The organism is Gelidibacter maritimus (assembly GCF_014062315.1).
GTDB classification, from domain to species: domain Bacteria; phylum Bacteroidota; class Bacteroidia; order Flavobacteriales; family Flavobacteriaceae; genus Gelidibacter; species Gelidibacter maritimus.
The window spans coordinates 191,706-214,983 of sequence record NZ_JACGLT010000007.1 but is presented as its reverse complement, the minus strand read 5'-3'; the positions used below and the strand labels follow the sequence as shown (position 1 = coordinate 214,983).

The following is a 23,278-nucleotide window of genomic DNA, read 5'->3' as shown; positions in this document are numbered from 1 at the left end:
AAATTATACTTAGCCCTTCCACGTTTTAATAACCTGGCAAGGGTTCGCAAGATGATTATTCCAAAATGACTTTAAGTGTTTTAGCGTTTACCAATTCGTCATGGCTAACAAAATAGCCCTTGTGTTTTTTACCGTTGATTAAAATTTGCTTGATCTGCCCCTTACCAATTCTCTCGATGATCAAGGCGTCGTTTTTATAATAATTAGAATCTAATTGAATAGTGATTTTATCGAATAGAGGTTTCGTAATCGTGTATTTTGGGTCGCCCGGAGACACAGGATAGAAGCCCATCATAGAATAGACCGCCCAAGCCGACATGGTGCCGGTATCGTCATTGCCAGGAAGGCCATCAGCGGTGTTTTTAAAATGTTTTCTAAGCAGTTCCTCAACCATTTTCTGACTGCGCCATTCTTCACCTTTCACATAATTGAACAGATACGGATACGCAATCCCAGGTTCATTGGCCATGTCAAATTGTTCGGTATCAAAAATCTTTTGCAATTGATCCGTAAAACCTTTGTTGCCACCCATTAATTTAACTAATCCAGGTACATCATGCGGAATCATAAACGAATATTGCCAAGCATTACCCTCGATAAAACCGACGTTTTCAGCAAAGTTAGCGCCCTCATTTGGATCGAAAGGTTCGTACCAATCACCATTTTGCAATCTTGGACGCAACATTTTTAAATCTTTATCGAAAAGCTTTTTATAGGATAACGAACGATTTTTAAATCGCTTATAATCGTCCTTTTTGCCCAATGCATTTGCCAATAAAGCGATGGCATGATCGGCCGCATTGTATTCTTGGGTGGTTGACACCGAGCCGCCATGATCGGTGGTTAAATAACCTTTTTCAATATAGTCCTTTAGGCCTGGTCGCAAAGGATTGTTTTCAATCTGATCAGCACTTTTCAACATGGCTTCGTATGCTTTTTCAACATCAAAGTCTTGGATACCTTTTAAGTAGGTATCGGCAATGACAATACTTGCAGGATCGCCCACCATGGTAAAAGTTTCGGTAGAATTTAATTCCCATTTTGGGAGCCAGTCGTTTTCATCGTACATCTCCAACATGCTTTTGATCATATTGCTTTGTTGCTTCGGATATACGAGCGACAATAACTGATGTACATTCCGATAGGTATCCCACAGAGAAAACACGGTATAACGCGTGCCCTTGGTATTTCCGATTTTCCCGGTTTTAATTTCAGGGTAATCGCCATTCCAATCGTTTAAGGTGTTGGGATGGATCTGGGTGTGATATAAGGCCGTGTAAAAAATGGTCTTATCTTCTTTTGTTCCGCCTTCCACTTTAATTTTAGAAAGCGTTTCATTCCATGCGCTATAAGTTTCTTTATAAACATCCTCAAAGGATTTCCCTCCAGTTTCTTGTTCTAAATTTTCACGTGCATTTTCAATACTGACGTAACTTACGCCGATTTTAACCTCAATGGTTTCTGGCTTGTCAAAGTTATAAGTGAAATAACTCCCAATGCTATCGCCTACCACCATTTTAGTCGACTTTTCCATTATTCGTGTTTTGCCATTATAAGTCATCCATTGTGCTTCTACCCCTTCGTAAAATGCTGGTTCCTTCCATACTCCAAAGTTGTCTGCCGGCTTGGAGAACTTCGCAACAAAATAGACGGGATAAGCCGCTTCTGGACTGTTATAGCAAAAAGAGCCTACAGAACGCATGCCTTGAATCTCAGTATCGGATACAATTTGCACCATAGCGCCTTCTTCATTGGTCAGGCCCACGCCTAAATTCAATAGAATATTCGCTGGCCCTTCCGGAAAACTGAATTTACTCACGCCTACTCTTGTTGACGCGGTGAATTCTGCTCTAACGTCGTATTTGTCAATTTGTGTACTGTAATAACCAGCCTTAGCTAATTCGTTTCTGTAAGTGGAACCATATTTTAAATGATCTGTTTCCAACTCGCCCGTAGTCGGCATCAGCAGTAAAACACCTAATTCCGGGCAGCCTACACCACTTAAATTGACATGACTGAACCCCGTGAGAAACGTGTTCTCATGCACATATGGATTGGACAACCACTGACTGTCTTTTTCCAAGGGTAAGTTTTGCGGTCCAGCTACGTTGAACGGACTGATACTTGCCAAGCCCCTTGGTGCGATTGGGCCGGGATAAGTGGCGCCATAATTGGAGGTACCTATAATTGGATTGACATAATCAGCGGGTTCTTCTTGTGCAACACCACTAAAATTGCCACAAAAAATCAAGAGAATAAATAGTAATCTGAACTGTTTCATTTTTTAGGATTATTTTTTGACGTGCTTAATGAATACGGCACGCTTTCTTTGGCAGTTCCCCATGTTTTATTCGGGGTTTTGCCCATATTAAATTCTAATCGTCCTCCGTTTTGAAGGGTATCAAATTTCAAGAATGTTTTATTATATGGTTTCCCATTCAATTCGGCACTTTGAATGTAGACATTGGATTCTGAATTGTTTTTGGCCGTAATTTCAAAAGTGTTGCCATTTTCCAAATGCAATGTGGCTTTTTTAAACAGTGGACTCCCAATGACATACTCATCAACACCAGGCGTCACTGGATAAAAGCCCAAAGCACTGAACACATACCATGCTGATGTTTGTCCGTTATCTTCGTCACCACAATAGCCATCAGGCGTTGCGGAATACAATTTAGACATCACATTTCTAACTTTCTCTTGTGCTTTATACGGTTGATTTGCATAATTATACAAATAGATCATATGCTGGATGGGTTGGTTGCCGTGGGCATAATTCCCCATATTAACGATCTGCATTTCTCGGATTTCATGAATGGTAAATCCGTAGTAGGAATCATCAAATTTTGGTGGCATTTCAAAAACCTCATCCAGTTTTCCAGCAAACTTTTCTTTCCCACCCATCAAACTAATCAAACCGTTAATGTCATGAAAAACAGACCAGGTGTAATGTAAACTATTGCCTTCCGTAAAAGCATCGCCCCATTTTAAAGGATTAAACGGACTTTGGAAACTGCCATCTTTGTTCTTTCCACGCATCCATTTGGTTGAAGGATCGAACAGATGTTTGTAGTTCATCGATTGTTTAAAGTATTTATTTGCCAATTTAGGCTGACCCATTTTTTGGGCCATTTGGGCAATGGTGAAATCGGCGTAAGCATACTCTAAAGTTCTGGCGGCATTTTCATTGATATCTACATCGTATGGCACGTAACCTAATTTATTATAATAGGTCAATCCTGCCCTACCTACGGAGTTCACTGGTCGTCCATCGGCGACGGTGGCATTTTTCAACACCGCTTCCAACAAAATATCAGCATCCATATCTTTGGCTCCTTTTAAATAGGCATCCGCAATAATAGGTGCCGAATTGGATCCAATCATCACATCGCGATGTCCCGGACTTGCCCATTCTGGTAACCAACCCGATTCTTTATAAGTGTTGGCCAAGCCTTGCATGATTTTGCCATTAAGCTCTGGATACATCATATTAAAAAACGGAAAGACCGCTCTAAACGTGTCCCAAAAGCCATTGTCTGTAAACATATAGCCAGGTAAAACTTTGCCGTTATACGGACTGTAATGCATTATATTATCATCAGCATCAAACTCGTAAAACTTTCTTGGGAATAATAACACACGGTATAAAGAAGAATAGAAGGTTCTTAGATTGTCGATATTATCATCTTCAATCTGAATTTTATTTAATTCAGTTTCCCATGCTTGTTTTGCTTTCTCTTTGGTATCTTCAAATGAATCGGGTCCAATTTCTCTGAAAAGATTTAATCGGGCTTGTTCTGGACTAATAAAAGATGATGCTACTTTAACATGGACCACTTCGCCTTTTTTGGTTTTGAATCCAACAATTGCCCCAACGTGCTCGCCTTCACTATTCGTTGAGTTTTCAACCAATTGCCATCCATCTTTCCAAGTGTGATTGATTTCAAAGTCCTTATCAAATTCGGCCACAAAATAGTTGTGAAAATTTTCTGGAACTCCGCCATGATTATTTCGGGCATAGCCGATGATCTTTCGTTCTTCAGGAATAATTTTAACCATGGATCCCTTATTGAAAGCATCGAGGATGATATAGGAGTTTTCAGATTCTGGAAATGTAAATTTAAAACTGGCCGCTCTTTCAGTCGGCGTCACCTCAGCCACCACATCGTAATCGGCTAAATATACCGAGTAATGATAAGGCGTTACCGTTTCTGCCTTATGGGAAAACCAAGATTCCCGTTCATCCTCCTGAAATTTCAAATCGCCGGTAACCGCCATAAATGAGAACGCTGCATAATCATTTAGCCATGGACTCGGTTGGTGGGTCTGCTTGATACCGCGGATTTTATTCTCACGGTATTTATAGGTCCAACCATCGCCCATTTTAGAGGTCATTGGTGTCCAAAAATTCATACCCCATGGCGTGGCAATGGCGGGATAGGTATTCCCGTTGGATAAATCGAACGCAGAGTCCGTACCCATTAAGGGGTTTACGAAATCGACTACATTCTTACTGGCGATGTAGGAGTTCTGCTGTGCTTTGCTATCCTTATTACAGATTAATAAAGCAACTAATAATATCCACGAATATTTAAAAATTGAATTTGGCATTTTCGGTTGTCTGTTGTCGGTTGTCTGTTGTCGGTTATCGGTTGCCTGTTGTCGGTTATGTATTTCCGTTCAATCTGATTGCCGCATCATTCGTTCCTCAATCCTAGTAATGACATCGGCTTATGGTTTTGGCTTTCGAGGTTTAAAGTTTTATTGTTGGTCTTTGTCCTATATTCTTTACTCTTTCATCTAAACTTTAATTCAGCTCCACCGCCTGTCCATGGCCTCTATATAACTTCAATGCATCTTCAAGTTCCACTTCCAGAATGGTTACATTGGCATCCAAATTTTCAGTTTTTGGAACTTCAATTCTTAAAATTCCAGGAATATTATTCCACGCCGCTCCACCGTTTCTCTCAAAACTTAATTCCTGACCGCTTCCAACAACTTTGATGGATTTTATTTTATTTTGAATCCCTTTTAGAGAAATGTAATTGTTAGGGATATCAAATAAGGCCAGATAAATTTTGGTTTCGTCCTTACTTAGCAAAGATGGTCCATAAAAATGACCATAAGGCAAACCAGCTTTTGTACCAAACACTGCCGACTCATGCTTATTGATCCATTTACCCAAGGCTTCTAAGCGTTCCATTTCTGGTGCGCCAATAGTGCCATCTGGTTTTGGACCAATATTCAACAGTAAATTTCCACCTGAAGCAATGACTTCAACAAAAGTTCGGATAATTTGCGATACGGGTTTGTAATTGGTGTCTGATGGAAAGTGTCCCCAATTATCATTCATGGTCATACAAAACTCCCAAGATCCGTCAGGTCGTACCACCGGCACACCCTGTTCTGGAGTACTGTAATCACCATAAGTTTTTAAACGGGAATTGACAATGATATTTGGGTTCCATTTCAATAAGGTATCTTTTGTGGATTCTGCTTGCCAAGCTTCACTTGACTGCTCCCAATCGCCATCAAACCACCATAAATCAGGATGGTATTGATCATTCAATTCTTTGAGTTGGTCATGATTAAATTTCAAAAACCGTTGCCATGGCGACAGTTGATTCTGATTTTTCTGTGGATAGTTTTTGCGAGTATCAGGACGTGGGAACACGACGTCATAATCAGGATGCGACCAATCAATCAACGAATAATACAAACCTACCTTCAGGTCTTCTTTTCGCAAGGCATCTACTAATGGACCAACGAGATCGCGTTTTGCCGGTGTTTTCTCCACCACGTTCAATTTGCTCACTTTGGTATCCCATAGGGCTACCCCATCATGATGTTTTGTGGTCAATACCGCATAGCGTGCGCCTATTTTTTTAAATAATTTAGCCCATGCCTCTGGATCGTAATTTTTGGCGGTAAACTTCTTGCCTTGCGCCATATAATCGTCATACGAAATCTGCTTATGGTACAGCGACCAGGACTCGCCAATACCGTTGACACCATAATACCCCCAGTGCATAAAGATGCCGAGTTTTGCATCGTTGAACCATTCCTCTAATCGGTCTTCCTTTGATAGCTTCTCTTGTGCAGATAATGGACTGCCGATCAAGAGTGCTAAAATTGCTATAATCTTAAAATTTCTCATTGTTAATTTATTATAATTTCATCTACAAAAAGCCACGCATGACCTCCTTTGGGCACGGATTTTAAAACGGTGGCCACAACTTTTACGTAACGTGCCGATTGTTCTTCAAATTCAATGTTAAACGTTTTTAAATCGGACGATGGATTTTTGGCAAATGCTCTTTCTATTGTCCCAACCTCCTTAAAATTCTTGCCATCATCGGAAACAGAAACCGTAACGGATGTTGGAAAATAAATACTTGGCCCTTGATTTTCTAATGTTCCAACGCCTACTTCATGAATAGCCATGGATTCACCTAAATCAATTACAGCTTCCATGTCTTTGCCCAACCAAGCTTGCCAATGCCCATCTTGGTAGTTTTTAGTTGCACGTAATGTATTGACCAATCCAAATTCGCCCTCACCTTGGTAACGATCGTCGTATTTTACCTTAAACGTTACTGGCTTACCCACCGCTTTATGAAATTCGATGGTGGTATTAAATGGCTTGCCAATAGGCTGATTGTCTTTAAATACCGAAGCATGGATTTCAGTGGTTTCAGTAATTTTAATTGGTTCGGTATATTTTGTAGCGTTAGTATTTAATTCTTCATCATTTAAGGTGTAGCGAATGTCGGCATCCGTATATTCGTTTTTCAATTCGACCGAAACTTCCTTTGTATCCATATCAATTTGAATATCTTCCATCACCAAATATGAACTTTTTGCATAATTGATGCCCATCATGTCAAAACGCTTAAATAAGGTTTCAATACGATGAGAAAAATCATCCCAATCGCGCGATTCTTTAGTTGACCACAAAGTTTCTGACAGTGCCGCCAATCTTGGAAAAATCATATATTCTGAATGGTCAGTGGTTTTAATTTGCTCTGACCACAGATTGGCCTGGCCTCCAAGAACATGATTGGCTTCCGTCTCATTCATGGTTTCCACCACTGGATCAAATGTATAGACCTTACTCAAAGGCGTATATCCACCCCAAGCTAAAGGCTCTTCATTCTGTGGGCCTTGATAATGGTCAAAATAAGCATGTGAACCCGGAGTCATAATCACATCATGGCCTTGCTCCGCCGCCTCAACGCCACCTTTGGTTCCTCTCCAGCTCATCACTGTAGCTTCTGGCGCAATGCCACCTTCCAAAATTTCGTCCCAGCCAATCAACCGCTTTCCTTTGGAATTGATAAAACGCTCCATTCTTTTTATAAAGTAACTTTGTAGTTCTTCAACGTTCTCCAAGCCTTCAGTTTTCATGCGCTTCTGGCAATCCGGACATTTTTCCCAGTTGGTTTTGGTTGCTTCATCGCCACCAACGTGAATGTATTTAGAAGGAAAGATATCCATCACTTCCAACAGAACATTTTCTAAAAACTCAAAAGTATTTTCTTTTCCTGCACAATAAATATCGGTGATAGGCCACACACCACCCGACGGCACACCTACTGGCCGCTCATGACAGGACAATTCAGGATACGCAGCAATAGCTGAAGTTACGTGTGCCGGCATTTCAATTTCTGGAATAACTTCAACACTTCTCGTGGCTGCATAAGCTACCAAATCTTTTAACTCCTCTTGTGTATAAAATCCGCCATAAGTGCCTTTCTGTCCTGCGGTGGTCTCTTCACGTCCGTCCCAATGTTTATCTTCCTGATCCACTCTCCATGCGCCCACTTCAGTAAGTTTTGGGTACTTTTTGATTTCGATCCGCCAGCCTTGATCATCTACCAAATGTAAATGCAATACGTTCATTTTAAGAAAAGCCAACCGATCAATGGTCTTTTTTAAATAATCAATTTCAAAAAAATGACGGGATACATCCAACATCAATCCGCGATATCGGTATCGGGGATGATCATTAATCGTTAAATTTGGTATCTCCCAAACGATGTCTGATACTAATTTTGAGCTTTCAATATGTATTGGCAGCAATTGACGTAAAGTTTCCAATCCGTATAAAAATCCAGCATTTCCGCTTGCTGATATTTGTACACGATCAGAATTGACATTCATATGATAGGCCTCATCCTCTAAATTTTCATCCGTAATAAACTGTACAAAATTTGTATTTGGTGCCTGCTCCACGACGCCCAAAGTCCAACCTGCCGCTGTTTGAAATTTATCTGACACTACTGTAACCACTTCTTTTTGTGAAGCTTCGGAGATTACAAATTGTGTTTTGTCATTAAACTGAAATGATCCCTGTTCCAAGGTCAATTCTACAGGTTTTGGGATAATGGCGATATCAGCCTCGGTAAACACTTTGGATTGTTTACTGTCTTGGCATGAAACCATTAGGATTATCAAAATCATCCCCATCAATTGTTTTAATACATTCATTTTTAAAAATTTAATTTTATTATTATCTATTAACATGCCACGCCGTCTATTGTCATGTCCCCTATTGGCCTAATTATAAGTTATTTTGTTTCTTAATCTTCCCAAGCCATTTTAAACGTGGCATCTTCCATACGATTTCCGTTGGCTTCATCATAAATGGCATAGTTGAATCCGGAACGTAAACTGTAACCCGCATGCTCTCCATTTTTGTTGACGGCGATAAATCCAACTTGCAGATATTCCATGTCCTTATGATTTTTATGCTTGTTGAAAATACGCTCCACAATTTCCTTACAAGCTTCAAGTGGCGATTTCCCCTGACGCATCAATTCTACCACCATGGCACTTCCTGCCGTTCTTAATACCGCTTCACCTAAACCTGTTGCGGCGGCGGCTCCAACTTCATTATCTAAAAACAGACCTGCACCGATAATTGGGGAGTCCCCCACACGACCGTGCATTTTCCAAGCCGCACCACTTGTGGTACAACCTCCTGAAATATTGCCATCTTCGTCGATGACCAACATGGAAATTGTATCGTGATTTTCAATATTGATGACGGGTTTATATTTGGATTCTTCCATCCATTTTTTCCAATCTTTTTCTGATTCTGGGGTTAGCAAATTCTCTTCCTTAAAGCCTTCGGACAATGCAAATTGAAGGGCACCTGCTCCCGACAACATCACGTGAGGCGTATTCTCCAATACTTTTTTGGCTACTGAAATAGGATGTTTGATACCTTGCAAAAAAGATACTGATCCGCAATCGCTATTATGATCCATGATACAGGCGTCCAATGTTACTTTTCCGTCCCTATCAGGAAATCCGCCATAGCCGACACTTCTCACTTCTGGATCTGCTTCAGGAATTTTCATGCCAGCTTCAATAGCGTCCAAAGCCGATTTTCCGTTTTTTAATTGCTTCCAAGTTTCCTCGTTGGCCGGTAAACCGTGGTTCCAAGTGGAAATAACCAAAGGCTTGACTGCCTTTTTATTTGACACATTAGCTGCCACAACAGGCTGCTCCTTACTGGTCAAATTATTGCAGCTCAACACTGTGCTAACGCCTATAGTTCCTAAGGCTGCTTTTTTTATAAAATTTCTTCTATCTGACATCGTCTGATTTTTTAATTATATAGTTCTGATGATGGTGCTATTGTATTTTTAGTGGTCTTATTGGGTGTATTTCCCATGTTAAAAACCAATTCGCCACCGGCCATTATCTCTTTATGTGTGATGTGATTTCGATCTATATTTTCACCATTTAGAGAAATGGTTTGAATGTATATATTGTCTTTATTATTGTTCAAGGCTTTTACAGTAAAGGTTTTCCCGTTTTCCAAATTAACGGTGGCTGAATCGACCAACGGTGATCCAAAAGCATATACCCCTTGTGCAGGATTCATAGGATAAAAGCCCAAGGCACTGAACACGTACCAGGACGACATTTGCCCGCAGTCTTCATTCCCACAATGTCCGCTTGGTTCATTTTGATATTGGGTTTCTAAAATCTCCCGAACCAACTTTTGAGTCTTCCACGGCTTTTCAATATAATTGTACAAATAAGCCACATGGTGACTTGGTTCGTTACCATGTGCATATTGACCGATCATTCCCGTACTGAAAATTGGTAATACATCTTCAGGTAGCGGGTTTAAAGTGAACATGGAATCGAGTTTCTTCTCAAATACTTCCTTTCCACCAACGCGATCCGTAAGCCCTTCAATATTGTGCTGAACCGACCAAAAATATTGCCAGGCATTACTTTCGCAGAAATATGGCGAATAATCCTTAGGAACGAAATCCTCAACAAAAGTGCCATCTTTTAGCTTAGGACGCATAAATGTAGTTTGCGTATCATAAACATTTTTCCAATTTTCAGAGCGCTTTATAAAGGTATTATAATCGTCTGTTTTATCCAAGGCTTTCGCGAATTGGGCAATGCACCAATCGTCATAGGCATATTCCAAAGTTTTGGAAACGGACCAATCGTCTTCGTCGTCACCTGCTGGTACATAACCTAAAGCCATGTACTCATCAATTTGTCGAGAAGCATCTGTAGCACTGGCAACACACGCTTGGTAAGCCAAATCGACATCAAAATTTGCGATACCTTTAAAATAAGCGTCCACAATGACGGGAACAGCGTGGTAGCCAATCATCATATTGGTTTCATTCCCTTGCATGGGCCATACTGGTAAAAGACCTGTTTCCTTGTAATGGGCGAGCATGGAATTGACCATATCCGAAACCCTATTTGGATGCATGATGGTGTATAATGGATGTGCCGCTCTATAAGTATCCCATAACGAAAATGTATCGTATCTATCAAAACCTTGAGCATTCATGATGCTATCATTGGCGCCTTTATAATCGCCGTTATAATCACTTAATAAGGTGGGTGCCAACATGGACTGATAGAGCATCGTATAAAAAATATGCTTTTTGGTATCGTCAGCCATACTGATGTTGATTTTATTGAGTTGGATTTCCCATTTGTCTTCTGCCTGGTTTCTTATGTCATCAAAATCGAAATGTGGTGCTTCCTCTTCCAACGATTTGTACGCCCCTTCAATAGTTGCTGTAGATAAACCCGTTTTTAAAATAATTTGGTCGCCTTCTTCGGTGGCATAATCCAAAATAATCTTTGTGTTTTTACCTGTAACAGGCGACTTCGTCAGCGAATCATTTTTAAATAATTGATAAGATTTAAAAGGTTTAGAAAGTTTAATTACAAAATAAACCCGTTGGTCTTTTGCCCATCCTGTAGATTTCCGATAGCCTTCAATAGTGGTGTCATCAACCACATTAAAATGTGTTTCGGTGGGGCTGTCCCAATTTAAGGAATAGCCCAAATCGATGTGAATTTGCGTGCTGTCGTCCTTAGGAAACGTATAGCGATGGACTCCTGTTCTTTCTGTAGTAGTCAATTCAGCTTTAATGTCATAATCCAATAAATCGACCATATAATAGCCCGGTGATGCGGCTTCCTTTTCATGTGAAAAACTTGAAAACGGCTTAAAGTGATTGGCTTCTATACGTTCTGAAAATCGGCTGTTGGTAGGCATGACCAATATATCGTAGAGATCGCCGGCACCTGTTCCAGACAAGTGCATGTGCGAAAATCCGGTAATAATGGAGTCTTGGTAAAAATAACCGGCAATGCGATCCCAACCCGAAATTCCAATATCAGGACTCAATTGAACCATCCCAAAAGGAACGGTTGCACCAGGATAGGTGTTTCCAGGGCCGTCAGTTCCTATAAAGGGATTTACAAAACTGGTTAATTTAACTTGGCTGGATACATCCGCAGACTCTTTGCACTGAAGCAAGAACATTGCAAAAAACAGCGTTAAAAGACCAAACTTTTTCATTTCTACTTATTTAAAACTTTCTTTTATTTCTTTAATGGTTTGCAAAAAGGCATCCGTCAATTGCGGCCCATCAAAGAAAGTCACTCCTTTTGCGCCATTATCCTTTGCGTAATGAATGGCTTCGTTTAACTCTTCCGCAGATGTAAAAGGCGGCAGGAAAACGCCCGTATTCAATCCGACATTTTTAGGCTCTAAATCGGTGACACCCTGTTTGGTGGCGTACCCGATCCAATCAATTTCCTCGTTATAAAATCCGTGGTAAATCATTGGATATACCTCATCAATATGCCATTTATCCCAACGTTGACGTACCATATGATCGGCCATTTCAGGATAAGGAAAAACCGCAGCGGTTAATTTTTTATTGTGTTTGTGGACGATATCATAAGCGTCATTCACCAAATTTCGGATGGCATTCAACCTGAAATTCTTCCATTCCATATCGATGGCGGTGTTTTCACTTTCCAACGGATTTTTATGATGGATTTTTTCGAATTCGCTTATACAGACCTCACAATAGCAAAAATCGAATTCTGCCATTTCCGTGTCCTGTTTTAAATCGTATTTCGGAAGTAAACCGATGGGTAAGAAAATATCTGGAAATCGGATATAATCCAAATGTACACTTTCAATGCCCTCGACCTTTGCCATTTTCTCAACCAAACCTAAAATATGATTTCTGGATGCTTCCCTTGTTGGGCATAACCATTGGTAGTAATTGACATACGGACGGGTATCAAAACAGGATTTACCATCTCGACTGACCATATACCATTCCGGGTGATTTTGAGCAATCGTATCGCCTGGACGATTCACAGCCCACATCCATGCATGAACTTTTAAACCTTCATTGGCTGCTAATGGCACCAAACGCTCTAGTTCCTTTGGATCGGTTGATGTATTAATCAGAACCTCATCAATGCCACCTTCCTTGTATCTTTTAAATTCGGTGGTATAATCGGCATCAGCTTTGTTTTTATTGGAAGTGATCCAGGTACCGAATTTAAAATTATCCTCAGGAGATGACTTAAGATTCAATAGGTTCGCTTGTTTCCTTTCCTGTTGATTGCACCCAATCACAGTTAAAAGTAACGTGGCATATACGAGGAATCTAATTTTCATTGGTGTTTTTTTATACTAATATTTAATGCAAATTTTCAAAAAGCGTATTCAATAGCTCTTGGTCTTTATCTAAACTATATTCCCAGAACATAGCGCCGCCCAAGCCTTTTTCTTTGATATAGTCCGCCTTTAATTTGATTTCTTTTGGTGTATCATAAGAAATAAAAACATGTTCGGTGGGATTCCAGAGGTAAGATGCTTTTGCGGATTCATCGTACATTTTTTCATAGTTGCCCGATTTTAATTTTTCGAGAATTTCCCAGTAGGATATGATATATCCACCTTGATTGGCCGATGCGTATAAAGGGACCTCTGTAGGGGCAACTTTCTCCCATTGACGGCCATAAAAAGGAATTCCCAAGACCAGTTTTTCAACGGGAACGCCCGCTTCGATATGTCGGTCGATGGCTTCTACGCCACTATTGCCGCCGTACTTTTCTTTGTCTGATGGATATAAATTGGCATGGTGGCCCGTTTGAAACATCCAACCTTGGTAAAAGTCATAGCACATCACATTTATAAAATCGAGGTGCTTGTGTGCTTGTCCTAAATTGGTATGGTCGATATAGGCTTGATCGGCTCCAGTGGCGATGGTCAAGAGGTAATGTGTATTGTCTTTCTCACCTTGGACATCCAATGCTTGGCGGATTTCAGCCAAAAGCAAGGTAAAATTGTCTTTATCAGAGGGACGGAAATCATTGTCTTCTGCACGTTGGCCTGGATATTCCCAATCTAAGTCCACGCCATCAAAGTCGTGTTTTTTCAAAAGTTCCACACAGCTTTCTGCAAACTTTTTTCGTGACTCATCGTAGGCTGCCATGGTCGAAAACTGATCGGACCAAACCCAACCTCCTACAGAATAAAGTACTTTTAAATCGGGGTTTTGCTCTTTAAGACCAATCAATGTGGCAATTTTAGCCGCATCGGTTTCCAATTCAAAGGCCGCTTTACCTTCAACAATATTGGCGAAAGCAAAATTGATATGTGTGAGTTTTGTGGCGTCGATTTTCGAGAAATCATAATCTTCATAGCCCGCGGCGTATCCGATGATTTTTAAATCGACATCGGATTGTTTGTCATTTGCTTGCTCCTGATTTGATACGTCATGATTTGTTTCTCCCTTTTTTTCAGAAGCATTGTTGCACGCGAAAAAAAGCGGGATTAAAAAAATGTATTTGATCACTCTCATAATATAATTCTTTTTTAAACCTCTCAGGTTTTCCTCCTACACTGAAGCTTCGGCGGACAGGTAGAAACCTCACAGGTCTTTAACTAATTTATTGACTTAAAAATTCGCCATCCTCTTTTATGATGAGCATTTTATCTGTAAACGGACTTTTTGCTGAAATGGTCCATCCAAAACTATGGGTTTCAATTTTAGGCTGAATAGTTTTTCCTTCGACGACCATTGGGGATGCCGATAGTTGCTCAACCGAAGTTGCCCATTGTTTATTCGTTTCGTAATATTTTTTATGAGCACGGAATAAACCATACATTTCCCATTTGATTTTTTCATCCTTAGGAATTTCAAAGGTATCCTTTCCGCCAGCTTCTGTTGAAGAGAAATATACATAGCCCCACTTTTCAGGCTCGTGCATATTAATGACGCCTTGTGACGACCAGACCCAGTTGTATTCCGGCAGATAGTTGCCTTCGGCATCCTTTTTTCTTCCGTATTTCCCATCGATGATATCATGATCCCAATTAACTCTTGAGAAATTCACCCGCCAAAAATCATCTTTGGGAACGTTTTCTTCGAAATAAGCTTTTTTGAACACATCCCAAGGAATTGCCATTTCAAGTATCCAACCTTTGTCGGTATCCTTCGGGTTGTTCAAGGTGCCATCAATGGTAATGGCCGTTTTCATTCCAGTTGCCGTCCAATCGTTTAAAACTACGTTGCTTTCACGGTAAGGTTTGTTGATAAATAAATCCCAAATGGTGTTGATGGCGTTCACCTCGATTTCATAATAATTATGGGTATCACCGTCGGGATCAACAAAGACCTCGAAATCATTATTGTAGAAAATTATGGCGTCGTGTTCTGTGATATCTGCCCAAACGTGTGGCTCTTCCATTTTTGCCAAAATATAGAAATAAGTGTCGTCCCAAAGCATTTTGACTTGAGTGTCATAAGTTGGTTTTTTAACGCCTTCAATATCGATGAATAGCTTGGTCCAATCCACTTTGTTCCATGAGGCATCAGTATCCTTCCCGTCAACGTTAATGGCGTCAGAGGTGTGGTAGGCGATGTAACTCTCAGGCACGGGAATGCCTTTTGATTGCCCGAAGGTCATCATGGAAATACTGAAAAAGAGGGATGTTATAAATTTAATCATTGAATATTATTATTTATGTGATATGTCGCTCCGTGCTATGATATATCGCTTCGTTCTATGATATATCGCCCCGTTGGGGCTACCATTATTGTCTTGAATGACATGGCATTCATATATCGCCCCTTCAGGGCTAAAATAATCTCCGTATAATTATTTCTAATAATATTGCGGCACTATTTTCATGGACAAACCTATCAATTTTACAAACTATTATCCTTTGTAAACTGCACCACTTCGCTCAATTTCCCAAATGCCATGGCTACAACGGTATCTGCCGCACCATAGTAAATGGCTAATTTATCTTCTTCTATATCATGTAAAGCAGCACAAGGGAATACCACGTTGGGTACATCTCCTGTGGTTTCGTAAAGCTCTGCAGGACCCAATAAATACGGTTGGGTTCTAAATTTTACTTTATCGGGTTGGTTTTCATCTAATAGTGCAGCGCCCATGGCATAACGGAAACCGTTACAGGTAGTGATGACCCCGTGATAAATCATCAACCAGCCTTCATCGGTTAAAATTGGAATTGGTCCTGCACCAATCTTGGTACATTGCCAAGCACTATCCACAAATGCCGTTGTTTTCATGACGCATCGGTGCTCTCCCCAGTATTTCATATCCGGACTATAGCTGATGTAAATATCTCCAAATGGCGTATGCCCATTATCGCTTGGGCGACTCAACATTGCGTATTTGCCGTTGATCTTTTTAGGAAATAAGACTCCGTTTCTATTGAACGGCAAAAAGGCATTTTCGCACTGAAAAAACTCTTTAAAATCGTAGGTATAAGCAATCCCGATGGTTGGTCCGTGATAGCCATTACACCAGGTGATCCAATACCGATCTTCAATCCATACAACCCTTGGATCATATTTATAATCAGATTCGATCATTTCGGTATTTCCTGCTTGCATCACGATAGGCTCATGATTGATCTCCCAATCGATCCCATTTTTACTGAAGCCAGCAAAAATATTCATCTGCACCGATTTGTTATCACATCTGAAAACACCGGCATAGCCATCCTCAAAAGGCACCACGGCACTATTAAAAATACTGTTGGAGGATGGAATATCATATCTATTGATGATTGGATTTTCAGAATATCTCCAAATTACATCATTGCAACCTTCCGGTTTATCTTGCCAAGGAAATGTACTCATATACGGTAATTATTATTTATTGTTATTATTATTCGCTATAGAATCAAGACCGCTGCGCTTATAAAACAAAGAACAAAGACTTGATTGTAACTAATTGACAAACATATATTGTTTAAATTAAAATTGTCCAATCACTCTACTTAGAAATAGTTTCTAAACAGTAAAATGTCATTTTCAAAACCTCGTAATATCCTTTATTTCAAACGGGTCTGTTAACTTTTTATATTTTTTATCGAACACTAATGATTTATTTTCCTAATCCACTAATTTTTGCTCTGGCTACTTTTTAAGTCCTCAGTCGACAGTTGGCAGTTCTCAGCGTTCCATCGGTCATCAATCTTACAGCATTGGCCATGTAGTCTCTCACCACTTATAACTCACCACTCATAACTCACCACTTATAAAAATCCCTAATCTCTAATCCCTAATCCCTAATTCCTCATACCTCAACCCTTTCTCCCTTAATTCGGAATCTTCCGCACCTTATCCAACCAGGTAAACTTCAAAATTATGGAGGTTATCAAAAATACGCCTAAAGAAACAAATGCCTTAGGATAATCTCGGATAATAAAATAAATGGGCAGTATAATCATGCTGGATTGCCAAACAATCCCAATGGCACAATTTAACATGTCAGGCCAAAAGTCGGAATTGCGTTCAATCTTAGATTCTTCTTTCTTTAATTCGTTCAAGACAGGTTTCCAATATCCCCACGGATGCACATTGGAATAGAAGGATTTTAGCACCTCCATATCCGTCGGTTTTGTGAGATAGGTGCCTAAGAAGGATCCCAATAATGACACCCCAAATATGATTGGAAACAAGTAGATTGCCGATACATGCGACAAATCGTAAAGTAATGTGCCTTCAGTAAAATGTTCCTTATTTTGATCCATAAAAAACTGGAGACTGGCAATAATCAATCCCGAAAGCATGCCCCAGAAATAGCCCCAACCATTAAAGCGCCACCAGATCCATTTTAGGAAATTGGCCGCCACATAACCACCAAATAATGAACTGGTAATCCATAAGGTCAATGAGTTGATGGAATCGGCAAAAAAGCCCATAAATACACCAAGGCCGACCACGGCAAAGGATGCAATATGGCTCGCTCTAATATAATGTTTATTCGAAGCTTTTGGCTTGAAGTATTTTTTGTAAATATCATTGACAATATAAGCCGGACCAGCATTGACAAAAGCAGAAAAAGTAGACATAAATGCCGCCAAAAGTCCCGCTAAGAGCAGACCTTTAACGCCAACGGGAACATGAAAATTAACCACTTGTGGCAGTAAAATCTCTAAATCACCCCAGGCTAAGTTTGGATTTTCGGCCATTCCGGGTGCTAAAACTACCAAAGCAATAACCACCACGCCACCGATTAATAAATACCGAGGGATAAACAGCACAAGGTTGGTAAAACCACTCATATAGGCTGCTTCCTTAACTGTCTTGGTTGAGAGGATTCGTTGCATGTCAAAGCTCGGGGTTGGTCCTGCGATACTGGCAAAAAACCCTTTAAACAGGCTCATCCCAATTAAAGCGCCAAACATTTTATAACCTTCTGAATCGACCAAATCATTAAAAGCCTGATATTTTTCACCCCAATGGGTATCCAATTCCCAACCGAAGAAAATATTTTTCCACTCTTCCGTCAGCACGCTGGTAATTTCAATATCGGTAAACGCATAAAACGAATAGGCAGCGACTAAAATGCCTGCCAATACCATGATGCCATATTGCAAAACTTCAGTGGCCACTACCGAGAACATACCGCCTTTAATGGTGTAAATAGTAGTCAGCAATATAATAATAAGGGCATAAGATTGCTCTGAGGTTAACACTTCTGATCCACCCATATGCAGTGCTAAATCCCAAGGCAGAATCACGGTCATGAATTTACCCACACCTTCAAAGAAATAGGCAATAAACCCAATGGAGGCAATCACGGCAAAGAGTGCTACAATTTTATGTGAAGCTCGTCCTGCCCTATCATCACCAAATCGCGTCAAGATCCATTCTGATCCGGTCATAATATTGGAGCGTCGGATCCAAACGGCCAAAAACATCATGATGAAAATTTGATTCCATATTGGCCAGAGCCACATGAGCATAAAACTTTTGGTGCCGTATAGAAAAAGCCACCCAACCATGAGGGCGGTTCCGGAAATATCAAACATTCCTGAGCCGTTGCTCAATCCTAAATAATACCATTTTATGGAATTGCCACCAAGGAAGTAAGAGTCCAAACCTTTGGAAGCTCTTTTGGACATCCATATTCCCACGCCTAATGTTAAAACAATATAGACTGCAATAATTGATACGTCAATAATATCCATTGGCCTTTAGTTGTTGGATGGTTGTGAACTATTATCTACTCCCCAGTTTTTATTGGGTTGGTCACCCATCACAAAATGTAAAGTGCCACCTTTTAAAATCTCTTCATGTGAGATTCTTGTCTGATTAAAATCGTTTCCATTCAAGGTCGCGGATTGGATATAGAAGTTTTTATCCGACACGTTTTCGGCTTCAATGACAAATTCATTGCCCTCTGAAAGCTTGATTGTTGCTTTTTCAAAAATCGGTGTACCAATTTCATAGTCTGCCGACGCTGGATTCATAGGATATAAACCTATTGAACTCAACACGTACCATGCGCTCATTTGTCCGCAGTCTTCATTCCCACTTAAGCCATTTGGAGTGGTGTTATATTGCGTATCCATAATTTGGCGCGCCCAATATTGGGTCCGCCATGGCTGATTGGCATGATTGAACATATAGGCGATATGGTGGCTTGGTTCGTTACCATGCGCGTATTGCCCGATAAGTCCGGTGATGTCTGCGGAAATATTATCGCCGGTAATTTCAGAACTTTCTGTAAATAACTGCTCCAATCGTTTTGAAAATGCGTCATTTCCACCGTGGATTTTAATCAAATCATCCACATCCTGTGGTACAAACCAGCTGTGTTGCCAGGCGTTACCTTCGGTATAATCGGTTTGTTCTCTATGGTTGGAATGTTTTGGATCAAAAGGTTCGTTCCACGATTTGCCATCAACCGATTTTCCACGCATAAATCCGGATCCGGCATCATATAAATATTGGTAGGCTTTTGATCGGTTTAAGAAAAACTGATAGTCTTCTTCTTTTCCTAATTCTTTTGCCATTTCGGCCACACACCAATCGTTATAGGCATATTCCAAAGTAATAGTCACCGATTCATCCAATAAACTGTATGGAATATATCCGTATTTTTTATAGTGATCCAGGCCTCGTTCATCCTGCATCATCGTGTTTTTCATAGCTTCATAAGCTTTTTCAGCATCAAAACCACGAATTCCTTTTTTGTAGGCTTCAACAATCACAGGAATGGAATGGTAACCGGTCATGGTGTTAGTTTCATTTCCATATAAAGTCCAGACAGGTAAAATTTCACGGACTTCATAATACGCCAGCATGGAGTTGACCATATCCGAAACCCGATCTTTAGCAATGAATGTCAATAGCGGATGCTCTGCTCTAAAGGTATCCCAAAGTGACAAGGTCGAGTAGGCCGTATAGTCTTTGGCGGTGACGATGCTGTCATTTTCCAATCGGAATTGCCCATTCTTATCGCTAAAGGTTACGGGTGCCAATTGGGCATGGTATAGTGCCGTATAGAAAATGGTTTTTAACGAATCGTTTGCCGTTTCGACCTCAATGGTTGATAATGCTGATGTCCATAGTTTATCGGCATCGGCTCTGGTTTTATCAAAATCAAAACCACCAAGTCCCATATTGTCTTTTGCGTTATCAATACTCACCGATGACAAGGCTACTTTCGCAAACAACTCCCTGCTTTTTTCAGCAGGATCAAAGAATAATTGGGCCGAAGTTTTAACTCCTTCATTTTCGCCTTCTTGAAACACTTCGCCATCTACATAAATCTTATAGTCTGCTATTGGTTTTGAGAATTTCGCCACGAAAAATACTTTCTGATTATGTGCCCAACCTGTACTATGACGGTAGCCACTAATGGTGTATCGGTCTTCTACTTTCAGTGAAGTAGCCACCGCTTTATCCCAATTGATCGCAAATCCTAAATCGATGACAACGGCCTGTTCATCACCTTCTTTAAATGTGTATTTATGATAAGCCGTTCTCTCTGATGTGGTCAATTCGACGTTGACATCATGATCTTCCAAAAACACTTGGTAATACCCAGGCGTTGCGGTTTCGTTGCTATGATTATAGGTGGATTTATACGCAAGACTATCCCGGGAGATTGGATTTACCGTTAAATCGACCGCTTTATTAATGGGCATAAAAATAATATCGGCCAAGTCGCCAATTCCAGTACCGCTCAAGCTCAAATGACTGAAACCAATGGCTGTATCATCAGAGTAATGGTATCCTGAGCACCAATCCCATGCACTGATTCCGTTTACTGGACTCACTTGCAACATCCCAAAGGGCACGGTTGCACCAGGGTACGTATGTCCATGGCCACCGGTACCGATAAAGGGATCAACATAACTGTTAATTGCAGTTTCAGTTTTTACAGTTTCCGGCTGCTGATTGCAACTAACAATAAAAATTGCGGAGAGAATAAGGAGATATTTATTTTTCATACTTTTATTTTATTCCAAATTATCAAATACGTATTGTGCTTTAGTATCTAACTAATATCACTTGGTTTCAGGAACCTCCCATGCCTTAAACAAAAACTAATTTTTGAAATGGAGTTCACTCCATAAATTTTCATAAATTTAACCACAATTGAAATTAATTTAGACGGACAACACGTTAACTCTCCTGAACATCACGAAATTTTTTATTTAAATGACCTTTAGCTCCAAACGCATCTACAAAATATCATTTTGGCACCACATCATTTTTTGGGTGGTTTATTTTTTGTTCAACACGTTTCGTTGGGGGAGCTACTTTAATGACTATCTATATTCGATAAAAACAAATCTTTTAGGTTTCCCTATCCACATCGCATTATGCTATTTCAATATCTACTTCTTGATGCCAAAGTTTTTGTTCAAAAGAAGGTATATCCCTTACATTGTCCTGATTATCTCAGCCATCTATTTGATGGTTCTCGCCAAATTTAATCTCACTTACTTTTTAATAAGCAACAATGTCTGGCCAGAAGGTCCTGAACCAATAAATCATCTGACACTCAACTACACCATTGATATGATGATTGGAGAGCTTTATGTCATCACGTTTGTCACGGCCATTAAAGTGACTTTAGATTTTTTGAAAGAACAGAAAAGGGTAGCCGATCTTGAGAAAGACCAATTGGAAACTGAATTATTGTTTTTAAAATCGCAGATATCACCGCATTTCTTTTTCAATACACTCAATAACATCCATTCATTGGCATTGGAAAAGTCGAACAAAACGTCCAAAATTATCTTGAGGCTTTCAGAATTAATGCGGTATTTGCTTTATGAAACAAAGTCCAAGCGACAGTCTTTAGAGAAAGAAATTATCTGCATTCAGAATTATCTGGACTTGGAAAAAATCCGCCATGATGATTCACTTGAAGTGAATATGTCCATAGCAGGGGAATTAGAGAATAAAGAAATTGCGCCTATTTTACTGCTCACTTTTGTCGAAAATGCTTTCAAACATGGCGTTAGTAAAAATATTGGCGTCATTAAAGTAGACATAGATTTTAATATTGAAGGAGATTTTCTGTATTTTACCATCACCAATCCATTACCAGCGGTGTCAGATTTTAAAAATGAAATCAATCATTCCAGTGGAATAGGCTTGGAAAATGTGAAGAAAAGATTGATTTTAGGTTATAATAAGGACGATTTTGAGCTTACCATAAAAGACGACCATCATATCTTTGAAGTGAAACTCAAAATAAAAGTGAGCAATTTATAAACGATAAGGCTTAATGCCTTAACCGCTTTGTATTAAAACAAAAACCATGGAAATTAAATGTTTAATTATTGATGACGAGCCCTTGGCTGTTAATGTAATTAAAAATTATTTACAGAAAATTGAAGACATTGAATTGACCGATACCTTCAACAACGCTATTGATGCATTGAACTATTTAAAGCACCATAAGGTTGATGTCATTTTTCTGGATATCAATATGCCGGTCTTGGACGGCTTGAATTTCATAAAAAGTTTAAAAGAACCTCCTTTGATTATCATTACCAGTGCCTATACGGAATATGCCATTGAAACCTATGAACTTGATGTGTTGGATTATTTGGTAAAACCGTTTGAATTCCCAAGATTCATGAATGCCTTAAATAAGGTTTACAGGCGGATGAACATTACCCAACCCTCTTCAGAGGCCGCCACAACGCGTCCTTATCTTTTCATTAAAATTGATAAGAAAAAAATGAAAAAGGTGTTTTTGGACGAAATATTAGTGGTTGAAAGTTTAAAGGATTATTTAAAAATCAATACCACCAACGGGCGATTTCTAATCCACAGCACACTCTCAGATTTTACCAATTTATTACCTTCTACCGATTTTATCAGGATTCATAGGTCCTATACCATTTCTATCAACAAGATTGATGCGGTTGAGGGCAACAGTATTGAAATAGATGGGATGAGATATGTTATTGGTAGGTCTTATCTTGAGGAAGTCAAGGACAAGATTTTAAATTCTTCCATTTAGAATATTAGTACTAAGTATGAAGAATTAAGTATTAAGATATCATGCTTTTTGTACACTATCTTTTCTTCATTTCTTCCATTCGGAGAGCTCTTATACTTCCGGGCGAAAGCACATAGACTACCATTTCCAAAAAGTCCTATCATTC

At 39.7% G+C, this 23,278-nt stretch carries 14 protein-coding genes; 2 read left to right on the top strand and 12 right to left on the bottom strand.

Going from position 1 to position 23,278, the window contains the following annotated elements; all coding sequences use genetic code 11:
- Nucleotides 1–55: 55 nt before the first annotated feature.
- The 12 genes from H3Z82_RS10915 to H3Z82_RS10860 all read right to left on the bottom strand — a co-directional run bounded on the left by H3Z82_RS10915 (nucleotide 56) and on the right by H3Z82_RS10860 (nucleotide 21,100).
- Nucleotides 56–2,281: a GH92 family glycosyl hydrolase gene (locus H3Z82_RS10915; protein ID WP_182205534.1), complete on the bottom strand. Its 2,226-nt coding sequence runs from the start codon at nucleotides 2,279–2,281 to the stop codon at nucleotides 56–58.
- Nucleotides 2,278–4,611, bottom strand: coding sequence for a GH92 family glycosyl hydrolase (locus H3Z82_RS10910; RefSeq protein WP_182205533.1), 2,334 nt, complete (start codon nucleotides 4,609–4,611; stop codon nucleotides 2,278–2,280). The genes H3Z82_RS10915 and H3Z82_RS10910 overlap by 4 nt, the downstream gene beginning before the upstream one ends.
- Before the next feature lie 196 nt (nucleotides 4,612–4,807).
- The gene (locus H3Z82_RS10905) at nucleotides 4,808–6,157 is read right to left on the bottom strand and encodes an alpha-L-fucosidase (protein ID WP_182205532.1); all 1,350 of its coding nucleotides are present in this window, start codon (nucleotides 6,155–6,157) and stop codon (nucleotides 4,808–4,810) included.
- Nucleotides 6,158–6,159: 2 nt separating this feature from the next.
- Complete coding sequence (locus H3Z82_RS10900; RefSeq protein WP_182205531.1) at nucleotides 6,160–8,490, bottom strand: glycoside hydrolase family 20 protein; 2,331 nt, start codon at nucleotides 8,488–8,490, stop codon at nucleotides 6,160–6,162.
- Nucleotides 8,491–8,582: 92 nt separating this feature from the next.
- A complete protein-coding gene (locus H3Z82_RS10895; protein ID WP_182205530.1) occupies nucleotides 8,583–9,605 on the bottom strand; it encodes an isoaspartyl peptidase/L-asparaginase family protein in 1,023 nt (340 codons plus the stop codon).
- Between the two features lie 11 nt (nucleotides 9,606–9,616).
- A complete protein-coding gene (locus H3Z82_RS10890) occupies nucleotides 9,617–11,863 on the bottom strand; it encodes a GH92 family glycosyl hydrolase (protein ID WP_182205529.1) in 2,247 nt (748 codons plus the stop codon).
- Nucleotides 11,864–11,869: 6 nt separating this feature from the next.
- A complete protein-coding gene (locus H3Z82_RS10885) occupies nucleotides 11,870–12,985 on the bottom strand; it encodes a putative glycoside hydrolase (RefSeq protein WP_182205528.1) in 1,116 nt (371 codons plus the stop codon).
- Nucleotides 12,986–13,007: 22 nt separating this feature from the next.
- The gene (locus H3Z82_RS10880) at nucleotides 13,008–14,174 is read right to left on the bottom strand and encodes a glycoside hydrolase family 18 protein (protein ID WP_182205527.1); all 1,167 of its coding nucleotides are present in this window, start codon (nucleotides 14,172–14,174) and stop codon (nucleotides 13,008–13,010) included.
- An 88-nt stretch (nucleotides 14,175–14,262) separates the two neighbouring features.
- Nucleotides 14,263–15,324, bottom strand: coding sequence for a carbohydrate-binding family 9-like protein (locus H3Z82_RS10875; RefSeq protein WP_182205526.1), 1,062 nt, complete (start codon nucleotides 15,322–15,324; stop codon nucleotides 14,263–14,265).
- A gap of 200 nt (nucleotides 15,325–15,524) precedes the next feature.
- Nucleotides 15,525–16,490, bottom strand: a complete 966-nt coding sequence (locus H3Z82_RS10870; RefSeq protein ID WP_182205525.1) for a glycoside hydrolase family 130 protein — start codon at nucleotides 16,488–16,490, stop codon at nucleotides 15,525–15,527.
- A gap of 461 nt (nucleotides 16,491–16,951) precedes the next feature.
- Nucleotides 16,952–18,829 carry a sodium:solute symporter family protein gene (locus tag H3Z82_RS10865; protein WP_182205524.1) on the bottom strand — a complete coding sequence of 626 codons (1,878 nt, stop codon included), beginning with the start codon at nucleotides 18,827–18,829 and terminating at the stop codon, nucleotides 16,952–16,954.
- Between the two features lie 6 nt (nucleotides 18,830–18,835).
- Entirely contained in the window at nucleotides 18,836–21,100 is a 2,265-nt protein-coding gene (locus H3Z82_RS10860; RefSeq protein WP_182205523.1) for a GH92 family glycosyl hydrolase, read from the bottom strand.
- Nucleotides 21,101–21,311: 211 nt separating this feature from the next.
- On the opposite strand from H3Z82_RS10860, the gene H3Z82_RS10855 reads away from it, so the two are divergent.
- On the top strand, nucleotides 21,312–22,376 hold the full coding sequence (locus H3Z82_RS10855; RefSeq protein ID WP_182205522.1) for a sensor histidine kinase: 1,065 nt from the start codon (nucleotides 21,312–21,314) through the stop codon (nucleotides 22,374–22,376).
- A gap of 46 nt (nucleotides 22,377–22,422) precedes the next feature.
- Nucleotides 22,423–23,133 carry a LytR/AlgR family response regulator transcription factor gene (locus H3Z82_RS10850; protein ID WP_182205521.1) on the top strand — a complete coding sequence of 237 codons (711 nt, stop codon included), beginning with the start codon at nucleotides 22,423–22,425 and terminating at the stop codon, nucleotides 23,131–23,133.
- Nucleotides 23,134–23,278: the final 145 nt, after the last annotated feature.